We start from the raw sequence: 15,110 nt of genomic DNA on the forward strand, positions 1-15,110 counted from the left end.
GGTGGACCCGGTGCGCACACTGCTGATCGACAACTACGACTCGTTCACGTACAACCTGTACGCGTTGTTGACCCAGGTCAACCGCCGGGAGCCGGTCGTCGTCGCCAACGATGTGCCCTGGACGTCGGTGGACCTGACAGCTTTCGACAACGTGGTGGTCTCCCCCGGCCCGGGCCGTCCGGATCACCCCCGCGACTTCGGGATCAGCGCACGGGCGCTGACCGACAGCGGACTACCCGTGCTCGGGGTGTGCCTGGGCCACCAGGGCCTGTGCCATGTGTTCGGCAGCCCGGTGGTACGGGCCCCCGAACCGCGGCACGGACGACTCAGCGCCGTCCACCACGACGGCCGCGGCTTGTTCGCGGGACTGCCCTCCCCGTTCCGGGCGGTCAGGTATCACTCGCTGGCGGTGGTGGATGTCCCCGACGAGTTGGAGGATCAGGCGTGGTCCGACGACGGCGTCCTGATGGCGGTGCGCCACCGGGTGTTGCCGATGTGGGGGGTGCAGTTCCATCCGGAGTCGATCTGCAGCGAGTACGGCCGGGAGCTGTTGGCCAACTTCGCGGCGGCCACACGGGTGCGAGCGCACCGCGGGGTCTCGGTCGGGGCGAGTCGGGCGTCGGCGACGACGGAGCGCCCGGCCAGTGAGGCGTCGACGAGTGAATCGGCGGGGAGTGAACCGACGGGGAATCGGCACGAGGAATACCGGGTCCGATCGGTTCGGGTGGACCACGTGGTGGACCCGAACAGCGTCTATGAACGACTGTTCGCCGGTGGCCCGAACAGCTATTGGCTCGACCGGTCGGCGGCCGAGGAGACCGACGGTCGCTACTCCGTCATGGGAGACTGCTCGGGCCCCCACGCCGAGTATGTGACCTACCGGGTCCCGGAAATGACTGTGCGAGTCGAACATTCGGACGGTACAGCGGAGGAGGTCCGCAGCACCTTCTTCGACTACCTCGACGCCCAGCTGCGGGCGCGTGCGGTGGCTGCGCAACCTGAGCTGCCGTTCGCGTTCTGTCTGGGGTACGTCGGCTATCTCGGCTACGAGCTCAAAGCGGACACCGGCGGCCAGCTGGCGCATGCCTCCGAGCAGGCCGACGCGGCGCTCGTGTTCGCCGACCGCGCGGTGGTGATCGACCACGGACACGGGTGTGCGTATGTGCTCGCACTAGAAGCAGTCGAGAGCCCGGATCCCGATGTCGCGACGTGGTTGGACGAGACGGCGTCGACCATTCGGGAGATGCGAACCGCCACACCCGCTCCGGCGACGACTCCCCCGCTGGTCCCGGCGCCCCACGAGGTGCCGATCGTGTTCCGCCACAACCGCCAGACGTACCTGAGGCTCATCGAGGACTGTCTGGCGGAGATCCGGTCCGGGGAGTCGTACGAGGTGTGTCTGACGAACTCGGCGACCGTGCACCGCAGCCTCGACCCCGTGTCCGGGTATTCGTGTCTGCGGGAGATCAGCCCGATGCCCTACAACGCCCTGCTGCAGTTCGCCGGGATGTCGGTGCTCAGCGCGTCGCCGGAACGGTTCTTGAAGATCGGTGCCGACGGGACGGTCGAGTCGAAGCCGATCAAGGGGACACGGCCGCGGTCGGCCGATCCCACCGAGGACCACCACTTGCGATCCGCGCTACGGGCGAGCGAGAAGGACCGGTCGGAGAACCTGATGATCGTGGACCTCGTCCGCAACGACCTGTCGCGTGTCTGCGTCCCGGGGTCGGTGCATGTGCCGTCACTGTTCGACATCGAGACCTACGCACCCGTGCATCAAATGGTGTCGACCGTGCGGGGGACGCTGCGGAACGGGGTGTCGGCGGTCGACTGTGTGCGGGCGGCCTTTCCCGGCGGTTCGATGACCGGCGCACCGAAGATCCGCACGATGGAGATCATCGACAAACTCGAGGCGGGTCCGCGGGGCGTGTACTCGGGGGCGATCGGCTTCTTCTCGCTCACCGGAACCGCTGACCTGTCGATCGTGATCCGCACGATGGTGGCGACCGGTTCCGAGGTGACCTTCGGCGTCGGCGGTGCGATCGTCGCGCTGTCGCATCCGGACGAGGAGTTCGAGGAGACGATGGTCAAGGCCCTGACCATGCGACGCTGCCTGTCCGTCGCCGAGGAGAGCGACTCGTGACCGAATCGGCCGGCCCCGGTGCGCGGTCGGTGGTCGTGGCCGGCGGAGCAGGGGCGGTGGGATCCATGTTCGCGGACCGGTGGCGCAGCGGCGGCGACCTCGTACACATCCTGGACGCCACCTCCGGCGACGACATCCGTGCCCCCGGCCCAGAGGCGACCGCGCGGGTGCGCGCGGCGGACATCGTGGTCCTCGCGGTGCCGGAGAATGTCGCCGTCGCCTCGCTGGGGACGGTGCGATCACTGATGCGCCCGACCGCGATGCTGGTGGAGACGCTGTCGGTGAAGACCCGGTTCGCGGCGGCCGTCGGCGGACTGGACGAGAGCCGTTGCGCCACAACGGGCCCGGCCGTCGGCGTGAACCCGATGTTCGCCCCGTCCCTCGGTCTGCCCGGCCGCGCGATTGCGGTGGTCGTCCATCGCGACGGACCCGGCGTGGACCGCCTGATCGACGACCTGGCGAGGTGGGGCGCTCGCGTGCAGGTCACCACCGCCGATCGGCACGACCGCCTGTGCGCCGCGGTGCAGGCCCTCACCCATGCGACCATCCTGTCGTTCGGGGTCGCGCTCGCCGATCTCGGCGTCGAGGCCGACGAGGCGGCGACACTGGCCACCCCGCCGTTCATGACGATGTCGGCGATGCTGGCGCGCGTCGCCGGTGGGACACCGGAGGTGTACCGGGACGTGCAGTCGTCGAACCCGTGCGCGTCGACGGCCCGGGATGCGTTGGCGCGTGCGGTGTCCCGGGTCTCCGCCACCTGCGACAGCGACACCGACGAGTTCACGGCGCTGCTCGCCCGGGCCGGAGCGCCGCTGGGCGATCGCGGCAGCGAGTATGCCGGGCTGTGCGCGCAACTGTTCGCCGGGTTGGCGTCGTGACCGGCACGCTGCCCGACCACGACGCCGCCGACCCGGTGGAGACGGCGGTGATCCGTGGGCTGGTGCGCAGCTGGTCGCGGCGGGCCACGGTGCGCCGCACCGAGCCCGAACTCGACGGCCCGACCATGGACGATCTCTACGACGACGATTGCGTCGACTATCCCGAGACACTGCTCCCCTTCGCCGGACATCCGGGATGGAACGGGCTCGACGAGGACCGCCGGTCCCGGGTCCGGGCGTGGGGGTGGATCGCCTACAACAAGAACGTCGTCGACATCGAACAAGACGTGGTCACACCCGGTTTCGGCTTGCTGTTCCGGGATGCCTTCGGCACTGGGTTCTCCGACGCCGGGAGGGCGGCGGTCGTCCAGTCGATGGTCGACGAGGAGTACCACACGCTGATGCATCTGAACGCTTCCGCGCTGACCCGCCGCCGGCGTGCCTGGACGCTCCCGGATGCCACACTGCCCGAGTCGTTGATGGTGCGCCGCCATCGGGCTGCGCTCGCACGTGCGGAGTCGGCACGAGCCGCGGCGCTCACGACCCTGGCATACGCGACGGTCGCCGAGACCTCCATCGGGGACTACCTCACGTTGATCGCCGAGGATCGGACGATCCAACCGGTTCACCAAGCCACCGTCGCCCTGCATCGCCGCGACGAGCGCGCGCACGGCTCGGTCGCCGGCGAGATGATCGCGATGGTCCACGACCGGCTCGGCCCGGACGACCGGCTCGTCCTGGCGCATGCGCTGCGCGACGGCGTCGACGCGTTCACGGCGACCGACAGCGCCGCCTGGTCGGCCATCCTCGCCGCCGAGCGGATCCCGGACGGCGCCACGATGCTGCGCGAGTCCGCAGAGGATCCCGATAGACGACGAGTCCTGCAGGATTGCAGTGCGGTCGACCGGCTACTCGCCCGGTTCGGCGCCCTGGGTTGACCTGCGCCGGTGATCGTCGGGTGGGCGGCTACGGTGGTGACCGTGAACGAGCCCGACAGCCCGCGAGTGGCGACACCGGCCGACGCGGCGACCATGGCCGAACTGCTCGACGCCTTCAACCGCGAGTACGGCGAACCGTCTCCCGGACCGGCCGCCCTGGCCGATCGACTGACCGATTTACTCTCGCGCAGTTCGACTTTCGCGATCGTGGCCGGCGACCCGATCACCTCGCTGGGCCTGGTGACCATCCGGACAAACGTCTGGGTCGACGGCGGCATCGCCCTGCTCGACGAGATGTACACCACGCCCGCCCAACGCAGCCGCGGACTCGGTGGTGCCGTCCTCACCGCCGCGGTTGCCGAGGCGGCGCGACGGGGCGCCGGGGAATTCGAGATCGAGGTCGACGAACCCGACGTCGACGCGCACCGCTTCTATGCCCGGCACGAATTCCCGCTGCGCGACCCCGAGACCGGCGATCGGGCGTTCGTTCTCCGCAAGGAGCTGACCGCTCCGTAATCCGATGGAATCCCGCCCGTGCCAGTAAGGTACGGGCGTGGTTCAGCTGACAGTGGGAAGCCATCGCGACAACGCGACGACCGACGTCCTCCTCACCGCGGAGAAGTTCAATCGGCACACCTTCTGGTGCGGCCAGAGCGGCTCCGGGAAGACCTACGCGCTCGGGGTGGTTCTCGAACAGCTGCTGCTCCGGACCCGACTCCCGTTGCTGATCCTCGATCCGAACGCGGATTTCACCCGGTTGCCCGAGACACGGGGTACCGCGGACCCCGCCGCCGCGGATGCGATCGCGGCATCCGACATCCGGGTCCTGCATTCGACGCGACGTGACGGACCGCAATTGCGGACGCGATTCCTGACCCTGCCCCTGGCCGCGAAGGCCGCGGTCCTGCAGCTGGATCCGATCGCCGACGCCGACGAGTACAACGTCCTGCTGCACGCCGACGCCACACTCACCGAAACATCGGACCAGACCACCTACCTCGACGCGCTACGCAGTTCCGCCGACCCCGGACATCAGCGGCTGGCCAAGCGTATCGAGAATCTGCAGGTCCTCGACTGGGCACTCTGGGCGCGGGGTGACCTCGCGGCGACCGACGTCATCGACGAGCGACCCCAGGCGACCGTGCTCGACCTGGGTGGGTTCGCCCACCCAGCGGAACCGAAGGTCGCCGCCCTCAGTGTGCTCGAACACCTCTGGGCCCACCGCGACGAGCGGCGCCCGATACTCATCGTGATCGACGAGGCCCACAACATCTGCCCACCGCAGGCCACCAGCGCGGTCGAGCAGGCGCTGATCGACCGGGTCGTGCAGATCGCCGCCGAGGGCCGCAAATTCGGCCTCTGGCTGCTGCTGTCGACCCAGCGGCCGACCAAGATCCACCCCAATGTCCTGTCCCAGTGCGACAACCTGTGCCTGATGCGGATGAACGCCCCACGCGATCTCGCCGAGCTGGCCGACACCTTCGGCTTCGTACCCGAACACCTCCTGGCGGAGTCGCCCGGGTTCCGCCAGGGTGAGGCACTCCTCGCCGGTGGGTTCATCACCGCGCCCACGTACACGCAGATGGGTGCCCGGATCACCGAGGAGGGCGGCGCCGACGTCGCGGTGCCGCTGGTCGTGTGAGCGGTCGATGGTTCCGAGAACAAAACCCCGGTGAGCGACGCTCACCGGGGTTTTCTGTCGGGCTGACAGGATTTGAACCTGTACAGTTCGGCGCGTCAGATTTGTGGCCTGACCTGCAAACACTCCCCTAATCGGCCCTCTTCCAGGCAATTAGCGATCGGACATAACTGCACTTGGCCGACATAGATGTAGGCTCCTATTGCACGCTAATTACACGCGATAGGGGCACGGACGGCCATGGCAGGAAAGACCCGGCGCTCATTCGGCGCGATCCGCAAACTTCCGTCCAAGCGGTTCCAGGCCAGCTATGTCCACGGCGCCGGCCTCACCCGGTACACCGCCCCGCACACGTTCACCGCGAAGATTGACGCCGAGGGATGGCTGGCCTCGGAGCGCAGACTCATCGAGACCGGCGACTGGACACCTCCGGCCCATCGCGCCGAGGCCCAGGCCACCAAGGGCCTCACGTTGCGGACCTACGCCGACCGATGGCACGCCGAGACCGTCAACCGCCACAAACCGCGGACTCGGGTCCTGAACCGCGGCTACCTGGACAACGTGATCTTTCCCGGCCTGGGAGACCGCGCCCTAAAGTCGCTGACCGTGAGCGACATTCGAGAGTGGCACGCCGGCCTGGAGGACTACCCCACTCGCAACGCCAACGCCTACTCCCTCCTCCGGACCATCCTGAACCAGGCCGTGGACGACGAGATTCTGGACGCCAACCCCGCCCGGGTGAAGCGCGCCGCGGTGAAGCATCGGAAGTCCGAACCCATCGCGCTATCCCCCGCGGAGATCCGGGCGTTGGCCGCGGCCATCACGGCGCGATACAAGGCCCTGGTCCTCCTCGGCGGGTTCTCCGGTCTCCGGTTCGGAGAACTCACCGCGCTACGTCGGTCGGACCTGGACATGTCCGAGGACGGCCTGGCGGTCACGGTGAGGCGGGCCGTGGTCCGCGTGGATGGGGAGTTCGTCGTGGACCGCCCCAAGTCCAGGGCCGCCCTCCGGACCGTCCCCCTCCCCGAGGGCCTCCGGCCCGCCCTCGTGGAACATCTCGAGACCTACGCCCTCCCCGGCCAGGACGGCCTCCTGTTCCCTACCAGCGGGGGCGCCATCGTGTTCGCGGCCACCTTCAAATACTCGTTCACCCGGGCCGCGGAGAAGATCGGTAAGCCGGCTCTGACCCCGCACATGTTGCGCCACTCGGCGGCCACCCTGTTCGCCCAGGCCGGCGCCACCCTGGCGGACCACATGGTCCTCATGGGCCACACCTCGGCCGCTATGTCGGCGCGCTACACCCATTCCACCGAGTCTCGGACCCGCGGCCTCGTCCAGGGATTGTGGACGTAGCCTCACCGCGACACCCCAAACGCCCCAGACTTTCACGAGGTCTGGGGCGTTCTATGTCTGACAAGTGCCCCAGTCAGAGGATTGCAATTTGACACGACATGTCACAAACCCTTTGTGACACAACAGTACTCGGCACTCTTGCGTTGACACGAACGGACATTGGGGACTAACGTTCTCACCACGCAAGTATGCGAAGGCCCCCGGCAGGCGTGCCGAGGGCCGGGGCGCCCTGAGACGCGTGAATGTGAACGAGAACCTCGTCCTGTTCGCGCCCACTCAGGAGTTCGCCACGATGGCCTCACGACCAGCCCGCAAGTCCGACACCTTCGTTTCCCTCACCCAGTTCGCGGACGAACTGGGTATTTCCGACCGAACCGTTCGCCGATGGATCGCTGAGGGCAAACTCCCCGCGATCCGCCTGTCCCCCAGAGTCATCCGGATTCACCGCGACGAGGCGGATCGCTTCATCGCCCAGGGCGTGGCATGACCGCCCTCGTGGTGGCCCTCGTCCACGCCGCCCTCGGCCTCGTCTCCTTCACGGTCGGGTTGGGCCTCGGCACCCTCGGCCGGCGGTGGACGCCATGAGCGACGGCCAGGACCTCCAGGAGCGCCCCGACGCCATGCGGTGTGAAGTGTGCGGCCGGCCTGGGATGGTCCGCCACCTCGTGGGCGGGGCGGCCTCGGTCACGGTCCGTCACCAGAAGTCATGCCCCCACCACCCGGACCGCCAACGCCGCCGGCGGTGACCGGTGGCCGGCCGCGCACATGGGAAGGCGCCCCCGGCCAACCAACCGAGGGCGCCTCACGCCAACCCATTTCGACACCGCCACGGAAGGAGACGTGTCTATTCCAGAATACCCCACTCGGCCGATACCAACCCATAGGACACCGAGATGTTGCCAACCCATCGGACACGCCAATGCCACTCCGGCACAACCACATTCATACGAAGGAGACCCCGCGTGTCTAACATCATCACGTTCGGACCTGAAGGTGACGAGCGCGAACCCCTGGGCCTCGGTGACCTCGTCAGCAATGCCGACCCACGGCGTGGGTACACCCCACCGTCCGGACCGAGTACGCCTCCGCCGGAGAGCGGGCCGTGCCGGCCTCGGGTCCGCCCGCTACCCGACCCCGCCGCCGAGGATCCGGACCCACTCGTGTGGGTGAACCTGACCGGCCACCCCGTCGCCTTGTCGAGTGGGAGCCAGCACGGAAACGGCCGGATAGTCGTGAACGAGAACGGCCAGAAGTCGGCGGACGAGATTCGATGGGACCGGTGGAAGGACCACGAGGTCCGCGTAGTCGTCCTCGACGCCGACGACCACGACGAGGATGCCCCCGCCATCCCGGCCGAAGTCTCCGCCGCGATGGAACACAACCTGGATCTGACCGTCTACCTCGGGGCCGGCGGGTACGGCCTGGAGGGTGAGTGGACCGGAACTCTCCGCGAGTGGCCCGAGGGCGGGCGCCTGTTTCGCCTCCGCACCGCGGCCGAGGCCCGGGAGCGGAGGGCCTTGGTTGCGAAGCGCACCGCCACCGTGGTCACTCACCAACACGCCGCCGAACAGGCGAAGCGGTCAGGCGCGGTGTCGCCCGGTCTGCGGTCGGTCGGTCAGTCCTCCGGCGTCACGGTCGCGGCCCTCATCCCCCACCACCTCGTGACCAACTCCCATGCCGAACTCATCGCGCCGGAGACCACGGGTAAGACAGGCGTGGCGGTGGACCTCGCGTTGTCCATCGCCACCGGGACGCCGTGGGCCGGCCAGAGCGTCACCCGCGGCCGGGTGGTCTACATGGTGGGCGAAGGTGGCGGAGAGGCGTTCGACGCCCGCGTGGACGCCTGGTTGACCTGGCACGGCCTGGGCCGCGATGCCATCGACGGGTGGTTCGTCGTCGCGGACCCGTCCGCGCCCATCGGTGGGTCGGACTGGGCGACGTTGGCCGCCGACGTCGCCGCGGTTCGGCCGGCCCTCGTCGTCATCGACACCCGGACCGCGCACCTGTTGCCCGGGGCCGACGAGAACGCCACCTCGGTGGCCACCGCCGCCCTCGGGGCACTGGCGGAACTGCGCCGCAACTGCGGAGGCGCCACCACGTTGGTGTTGCATCACCCGGGCGCCAAGGGCACCACCGGGCGTGGGAACACCTCGTGGTCCAACGCCGCCGACACGCGGTTCTTGGCCACGCGCAAGGGTGACCAGATCACCCTCACCGAGGACAAGCAACGCCACTTCGCCGGCCGCGGTCGGTGGGTGTTCACCTCCAAGGAGGTGTCCGTGGACCACGCGGTGTTCGATACGGCCTCGGTCGTGGTCCATGAGGCCGCCGACGACGAGAAGGCCGCGGAGCGTGCCGCACGGCGCCAGGAGAGGACGGCCGAGGCCGCCACCGCCGAGTTGGACAAGGCCCGGAACACGTTGGTGGAGATCGTCACCCAGGCCACCACCGCCGGGGTTCCACTCAGCGGGGCGAAGCTGGACGCGGCCGCGGTGAAGGCGGGTATCCCGCGGGATCGCGCCCGCGAACTCCGCAAGGCGATGAGCGACGACGGCACGTTCACGGTCTCGACTGGCGCCCGCGGCGCCGAGCTATACGAGGTCGCGGAATGAGGGGTTCTGACCTCGCGGGACGACCTCGCGGGAAGGGGTCCAGCCGCGAGGTCAGCCGCGAGGTCAGCCGCGAGGTGGGCCGCGAGGTCACGCCGCGAGGTCAAAACCCAGGCCCACCAGCACAAACGGACCAAAACCCGTCCACCTCGCGGGACCTCGCGATGACCTCGCGGGACGACCTCGCGATAGGTCCCCCACCCCTACGTAGTAGGTGGGGCCAATCGTCGCGAGGTGGGCGAACTGGCGTGAGGCCGACAACCAGAACCACACCACCCGATCAAACCAACCCATCACGGGCGGCATGGGTCGCCGAACCAAGGAGGCAACGATGACCGTCACGAAACGGAACCGGGCGCGTTCAGTCCAAGGCAAGGACGGAAGTGTGGCGTTGGCGGTGGCCATCCTCACCGGCTCCGCTGACCTCCGCGGCGCCGCGTGTACCGCCAACGCGCGCCTGTTCGATCCTGACGTCCTAGCCGAGAGTCTCGGCTACGGAAGTGACCGCGACCGCGAGCGGGCCGTGGAGGCCACCTGCCAGCGGTGTCCCGCACGGGGGGCGTGTTGGGCGTGGGCGTCTGGTCTCAGTGCTCAGCGCATCGTCGGGCCTACCGCGGCAACCATGGGGGTGGCCGGCTCCATGCGGCCACGCCGGGGCCGCCCCGCCACGGCCTCGGGACAGCGGTCGCCGGCATCGGAGGACCCGGACCCCGAACCCGCCCGTCCTCGTCCACCTCGGCGCCCAGGAGCGCGACGACGCGGCCGGCCGTCGGTCCACCGACGAGGCACCCCGAGGAGGTCTCCTCGATGACCGCCTGTTCCGTCGTGGACTGCGGGCGCCCGGTCCATGCCCGTGGGTGGTGCCGACGGCACTACCTCCACAACTGGAGGACTGGCCGGCCCACCTCGACGCCGCCGACCACCGAACCCTGGGCCGCCCTCCACGGCCGGCGTTTCGGGGACCTCGTGGCCGAGTCCTGGGATGGCGTCCGCCGGCGTTGGTCATGCCGGTGCGACTGCGGCCGTGTGCGCCTGGTCCGCGGTGGACGCCTGACCGCCGGCGCCGTTCGATCCTGCGGCCACCACCACGCGGCCAGCGGCCGTCCTGGCGCCGACACGAGGCGGTAGGGGGTCGAGGCCTAGCGGCACGGACCCCGACCCCAGGACCGCCCGGTTCCTGGCGTTTCAAACCCGGACCGGACCGCGGTCCGTTTCCCCGCCCCATTCCTGACCGCCACCTCTCACCCCCGACGAAGGGCACACGCCATGACTGACATCTCCCGATCCGACCCGCTCGGCGCCCTCGTGACGCGGGCACTACTCGCGGCCGGCGCCGGTGACCGCGCCCAGGTGGACCGCATCGTCACCGAAGCCGACCGACACGGCCACGGTGCCCGCCTTGTCTGGCAGCTTGCGCGGGCGTTGGCTGACCGCCTACCTCCGGACAAGCTCATCGCCTTGGCCGTCCAGCAGGCCGACGCGGCCGCGGGAGGCCCGCCGGCCGGGTCACCCGGAGATCCCCGCGACGACGAGCGGCTGGACCGATGACCGACGACCGCCCGACTGTGCGTCGGGTCCAGGAGAGCGCGCACACGGGGCGTGGGCCTCGGCGCCACCGCCATACCGAGTTCGCGGCCGAGGACGGCGCCCGCATCGTCGTGACCCGCTACGCCGACCGCACGGCCCGCGTGACTGTGTTCACTGACGGTTCTCGGCGGGAGTTCCGAGAGTCCAACGCCGGCGACGACCGGTGGTTACTCGCGGCCGTCGATTACCGGCTGGAGGTGACCGCGCCGGTATAGTGGGCGTCGGAGCGCACGTCGCCAGTTCGGCCGCCATCCTCACCAGCGGTGAGGCCCGCGAAGTCCGACCGCGAACGTCATCCGACACGAAACTCCCAGGGGGAGTTCTTATTTCGTGTTCGTTGATTACTCCATTTCTCACACCCTAGGAGGGTGAACCGTGCTGAAGCACAAGACTCTGACGCTCTCGGGCGTCAAGACCGCCGGCCTGGCCGATGGCCAGTTCGAGGGGTTCGCCTCGGTATTCGACTACCTGGACAGTCAGGGCGACGTCGTGCGCCGTGGCGCGTTCGCGAAGTCGCTCGACGCCGGCCGCGTGACCCCACTCATCTGGGAACACCAGAGCAAGGATCCCCGCGCGTTCGTCGGTGAGGTCAAGTCCGCGGAGGAGACCGCCGAGGGCCTCCGCATCGTCGGCCAGTTCGACATGGACACCGAGGCCGGCCAGGCCGCCTACCGCCAGGTGAAGGCGCGCCGCGTGGGTGCGCTGTCCATCGGCTACGCGGTCCGAAACCAGCGCAAGAGCGCCGACGGCGCCAACGAGCTACTGGACTTGGACCTGGCCGAGATCTCCATCGTGAGCCGGCCGGCCAACGACCGCGCCCTCATCGGCGCAGTGAAGTCCGACGACTCGGGGACCCGTAACGCGGCCATCGTCGCGGCCCGGGCCGCCCTGGCCAAGGCCACGGGCACCACCGAGACCGAGGACAAGCCCGAACCGTTCTACGACGACCAGGCGACCGACAAGACGCACGGGGAACGCCTCCTCGATGCTCTGGCCGCCGCGACGGCATCGGCTGAGGCTCTCATCAGGGAAGCCGAGGACGAGGGCCGTGATCTCACCGAGGACGAGGAGGCCGAGGTCACCAAGCGCCTGGACTACCTCGCCCTCACCAAGGCCGAGATCCAGGCGTGGGCGGACATGCCCCCCGAGCAACGCCACGGCACCCAGTACCACCACGACGTCATCGGTTCCAAGGCTCTGACGGACGCCGAGTTCGAGGACCGTTGGGGCACACGGGAAACCGCCATCGAGAAGTTCCGCCATTTCGACGCCTCGGGCGTCGGCATCACCACCAAGACCAAGGCCAAGGAGGCCCCCACCGTGGACACCACCGACAAGTTCCTCACCCTCGGCAGCGGACGCAAGGCCGCCGCCTCGACCGTCGCTAACAAGATGGCCGGCTCCGGCTCCGCGAACGCCTTCCAGGGTGGCGACCTGGGCACCGGGACCAAGGCCCTGACCACCTCGGGCCAGATCACCACCGACGTCCCGGTGGCTCCGACGGTCATCCCCACCGGGCGCCCCGCGGTGTCTCTCCTGGACGTCATCCCCACCGTGCGGCGTACCACCCCGCAGTACCGCTACATTCGCCAGATCTCACGCGCGCTGAACGCGGCCGCGGTGGCCGAGGGCGCCGAGAAGCCGGTGTCCACAATGGGCACTGAGACGGTGGACGGGAACGTGACCGTCGTGGCCCACCTCTCGGAGCCACTGGATAAGTTCGTCCTCACCGACGCGCCCCAGCTTCAGCGGTTCGTGGCCGATGAGTTGCTCTACGGCCTCGACGTCGCCATTCAGGCCCAGGTCCTCACCGGCACGGGCGTCGGAGCGAATCAGACCGGCATCCTGGCCACCTCCGGGGTCCAAGTGCAAGCTTTCGACACGTCGGCCATCGTCTCGATTCGCAAGGCCATGACCAAGGCCGAGTCCCTCGGGTACGCCCCCGGTGTCGCGGTCCTGCGCCCGGAGGACTGGGAGGCCATCGAACTGACCGCCACCTCCGACGACGCGGTGGCCTTCCGCGGGGTCCCCATCGACCTCCTGGAGCGCAAGCTCTGGGGCCTGCGGGTGGTGCTGAACACCGCCCTCCCCGCCAAGACAGGACTGGTCCTGGACCCGTCGGCGGTGTCCATCGACAACCTCGGCGGCATCGACGTCGAATGGACCGCCGAGGCCGGCGAACTGTTCCAGCGCAACCAGGTCCAGGCCCGCGTGGAGACCCGGATCGGCGTCTCGGTCTACCAGCCCGCCGCGATCTATCGGGTGGCCACCGCCGCCTGACCCCGTCCCGTCCCCGAGGTCCCGCCCCCCGAGGTGGGGCCTCGGGGACGGACCCGTATCCGCAACGAGAGAAGGAACACCATGGGTCTCTGGGAGTCGGTGATGGACTTCGGTGGCGGCCGGCTGGACGGGGAGATGACCTCCTCGGGGTCGGGCGCCCGCATCCGGGCCGGCGTGAAGGATCTCCCTGTGGTGGGGGACGTGAACCTCGTGGACGTCCAGGTCCCTGGGTTCGCGAACGGGGGTGTCGTCGGCCAGGCCTCGGCGGAGGACCCGCGGGCCAAGCTGGCCGCACTCCAGGCCCGCGCCCGACGTCGGCGCCCGGGTGGTCGGGCCTCGGCACCGACGCGCGGTTCGTCCTCCTCACCGAGGCCGGCCGCGCCTACCCACCAACGAGGTAGTGGCGGGCACGGCATCGGCGCCGGCCTACTGCTCACGCCGGGGATCGGCATGGGTGGGCCAGGAGGTCAGGGCCTCCGGAAGAAACACGAGTGCGCGCCGGGTATACCGTGCCCGTCCTGCGCGGCCGGCTTCACCATCCCCGTTCTCTGACAACACTATTCGGACCTCGGAAACCCTCGTCCCCTCATCGGGGCGGGGGTTCCGTCGTCGGTCAGTCCAGCGGGTCGTTGTCCCCGAACGGGTCATCGACGCCGCTATGCCGAACCTCAATCGAGCGGAGCATCGCGCCGTTCGGCCCGAATATCGTCACCCGGACGGGCGGGTCGTCGTCCTCTGGAAGGTCGTCGGCGCGCCCCTCGCGGTATCGCCGAATACGTTCCCGAGACCACTCGATTGCCGCCTTCGCGGCCGCCTGGGTGCCGGCCCACGCGGCGCCTCCGACCACCCCACTCGCGGCGAACAGCGCGATGGTTTCGAGACCGAACCCCATCCCTCCGGGTTCGCGGAAGTAGAGGGCCTCGGTCCCGATGCCCTCGGCGCGTAGGTATCCCGGCAGTTCGTCAATCATCGCGGCCTGTTCGGGCGTCAGGCGGTCGGTCCGACCCAGCACTTCCACACGGACGGCCCCGAGGGCTTCGGTCTCGGACTCTGCCACGGGTCTCATCCTCCAGTCGTCGTGCGTATTTCGGTGAGGGCGGCCCGGGCCTTGGCAGGCCGGAGACGCGGAATCGTTATCGCACACCTATTGCACAAACACGAATGACCAGCACATAAGTGCTGGTCATAGCGTCGGGCTGACAGGATTTGAACCTGCGACCACTTGACCCCCAGTCAAGTGCGCTACCAAACTGCGCCACAGCCCGTTGCTCCCTGGAGAAGCGGAGCGATGTAAAGCCTAGCCGACGAGCACGGTTCCGAACCAATCGCCTGGTCAGGCCTCATTTCGGGCCGGTGGCCAGATGTAGTGCGTCGTTGCTTCTGCCGCCACGAAGCGCTACATCTGACACCGGCTGCTAGACGGTCGAACGCTTCTTGAAGAAGATCCACCCGGCGGTCACCAGAACGGCACCCACAAGGGAGCCGATGATGCCACTCGGGCGGAGCTCGAGGCCGTCGCCCGAGAGCAGGCTGATGAGCAGTCCGCCGACGAAGGAGCCGACGATGCCGGCCACCAGGGCGAGACCCCAGTCGACGGTGCGCAGGTTCTTGCCGCCGAGGAGGATCTGCGCCAGGGCGCCGATGACCATGCCGAAAACGATGATTGCCAGGATGAGCACGAGA

At 69.0% G+C, this 15,110-nt stretch carries 14 protein-coding genes and 1 tRNA gene; 12 read left to right on the forward strand and 3 right to left on the reverse strand.

The genetic code is table 11. From position 1 onward, the window contains the following. Position 1: 1 nt before the first annotated feature. From pabB to FFS52_RS13890, 12 genes are all read left to right on the forward strand, one after another. Entirely contained in the window at positions 2 to 2,143 is a 2,142-nt protein-coding gene (gene pabB / locus FFS52_RS13835; RefSeq protein ID WP_137810034.1) for an aminodeoxychorismate synthase component I, read from the forward strand. Continuing rightward, a complete protein-coding gene (locus tag FFS52_RS13840; protein WP_137810035.1) occupies positions 2,140 to 3,021 on the forward strand; it encodes a prephenate dehydrogenase dimerization domain-containing protein in 882 nt (293 codons plus the stop codon). The genes pabB and FFS52_RS13840 overlap by 4 nt, the downstream gene beginning before the upstream one ends. Next, positions 3,018 to 3,959 carry a diiron oxygenase gene (locus FFS52_RS13845; protein ID WP_068972169.1) on the forward strand — a complete coding sequence of 314 codons (942 nt, stop codon included), beginning with the start codon at positions 3,018 to 3,020 and terminating at the stop codon, positions 3,957 to 3,959. The genes FFS52_RS13840 and FFS52_RS13845 overlap by 4 nt, the downstream gene beginning before the upstream one ends. A 42-nt stretch (positions 3,960 to 4,001) precedes the next feature. Beyond that, the gene (locus FFS52_RS13850; protein ID WP_083229477.1) at positions 4,002 to 4,475 is read left to right on the forward strand and encodes a GNAT family N-acetyltransferase; all 474 of its coding nucleotides are present in this window, start codon (positions 4,002 to 4,004) and stop codon (positions 4,473 to 4,475) included. A 37-nt stretch (positions 4,476 to 4,512) separates the two neighbouring features. Continuing rightward, positions 4,513 to 5,601, forward strand: a complete 1,089-nt coding sequence (locus FFS52_RS13855; protein WP_068972167.1) for an ATP-binding protein — start codon at positions 4,513 to 4,515, stop codon at positions 5,599 to 5,601. A gap of 237 nt (positions 5,602 to 5,838) precedes the next feature. Continuing rightward, a complete protein-coding gene (locus tag FFS52_RS13860; protein ID WP_137810036.1) occupies positions 5,839 to 6,951 on the forward strand; it encodes a site-specific integrase in 1,113 nt (370 codons plus the stop codon). A gap of 292 nt (positions 6,952 to 7,243) precedes the next feature. Next, a complete protein-coding gene (locus tag FFS52_RS13865; protein WP_137810037.1) occupies positions 7,244 to 7,438 on the forward strand; it encodes a helix-turn-helix domain-containing protein in 195 nt (64 codons plus the stop codon). Between the two features lie 475 nt (positions 7,439 to 7,913). Then, on the forward strand, positions 7,914 to 9,563 hold the full coding sequence (locus FFS52_RS13870; protein ID WP_171011634.1) for an AAA family ATPase: 1,650 nt from the start codon (positions 7,914 to 7,916) through the stop codon (positions 9,561 to 9,563). A gap of 1,263 nt (positions 9,564 to 10,826) precedes the next feature. Beyond that, entirely contained in the window at positions 10,827 to 11,108 is a 282-nt protein-coding gene (locus FFS52_RS13875; protein WP_137810039.1) for a hypothetical protein, read from the forward strand. Further along, complete coding sequence (locus FFS52_RS13880; RefSeq protein ID WP_137810040.1) at positions 11,105 to 11,362, forward strand: hypothetical protein; 258 nt, start codon at positions 11,105 to 11,107, stop codon at positions 11,360 to 11,362. Before FFS52_RS13875 ends, FFS52_RS13880 begins: the two co-directional genes overlap by 4 nt. Before the next feature lie 160 nt (positions 11,363 to 11,522). Next, positions 11,523 to 13,427, forward strand: a complete 1,905-nt coding sequence (locus FFS52_RS13885; RefSeq protein ID WP_137810041.1) for an HK97 family phage prohead protease — start codon at positions 11,523 to 11,525, stop codon at positions 13,425 to 13,427. Positions 13,428 to 13,508: 81 nt separating this feature from the next. Continuing rightward, positions 13,509 to 13,979, forward strand: a complete 471-nt coding sequence (locus FFS52_RS13890; protein ID WP_137810042.1) for a hypothetical protein — start codon at positions 13,509 to 13,511, stop codon at positions 13,977 to 13,979. A 61-nt stretch (positions 13,980 to 14,040) separates the two neighbouring features. Here FFS52_RS13890 and FFS52_RS13895 read toward each other — a convergent pair whose 3' ends face one another. The 3 genes from FFS52_RS13895 to FFS52_RS13905 all read right to left on the reverse strand — a co-directional run bounded on the left by FFS52_RS13895 (position 14,041) and on the right by FFS52_RS13905 (position 15,106). After that, positions 14,041 to 14,484, reverse strand: coding sequence for a hypothetical protein (locus FFS52_RS13895; protein ID WP_137810043.1), 444 nt, complete (start codon positions 14,482 to 14,484; stop codon positions 14,041 to 14,043). 134 nt (positions 14,485 to 14,618) lie between these two features. Beyond that, a tRNA-Pro gene (locus FFS52_RS13900) sits at positions 14,619 to 14,692 on the reverse strand. 150 nt (positions 14,693 to 14,842) lie between these two features. After that, the gene (locus FFS52_RS13905; protein WP_065629874.1) at positions 14,843 to 15,106 is read right to left on the reverse strand and encodes a GlsB/YeaQ/YmgE family stress response membrane protein; all 264 of its coding nucleotides are present in this window, start codon (positions 15,104 to 15,106) and stop codon (positions 14,843 to 14,845) included. Positions 15,107 to 15,110: the final 4 nt, after the last annotated feature.

The sequence above is a fragment of the Gordonia sp. ALPHA1B1 genome (genome assembly GCF_005502615.1).
Taxonomy (GTDB): domain Bacteria; phylum Actinomycetota; class Actinomycetes; order Mycobacteriales; family Mycobacteriaceae; genus Gordonia; species Gordonia hongkongensis.

Excerpts from the sequence above, each read along its gene's own strand:
- FFS52_RS13860 (WP_137810036.1), top strand. The coding sequence starts at position 5,839 with ATGGCAGGAAAGACCCGGCGCTCATTCGGCGCGATCCGCAAACTTCCG.
- FFS52_RS13865 (WP_137810037.1), top strand. The coding sequence starts at position 7,244 with ATGGCCTCACGACCAGCCCGCAAGTCCGACACCTTCGTTTCCCTCACC.
- FFS52_RS13875 (WP_137810039.1), top strand. The coding sequence starts at position 10,827 with ATGACTGACATCTCCCGATCCGACCCGCTCGGCGCCCTCGTGACGCGG.
- FFS52_RS13890 (WP_137810042.1), top strand. The coding sequence starts at position 13,509 with ATGGGTCTCTGGGAGTCGGTGATGGACTTCGGTGGCGGCCGGCTGGAC.
- FFS52_RS13880 (WP_137810040.1), top strand. The coding sequence starts at position 11,105 with ATGACCGACGACCGCCCGACTGTGCGTCGGGTCCAGGAGAGCGCGCAC.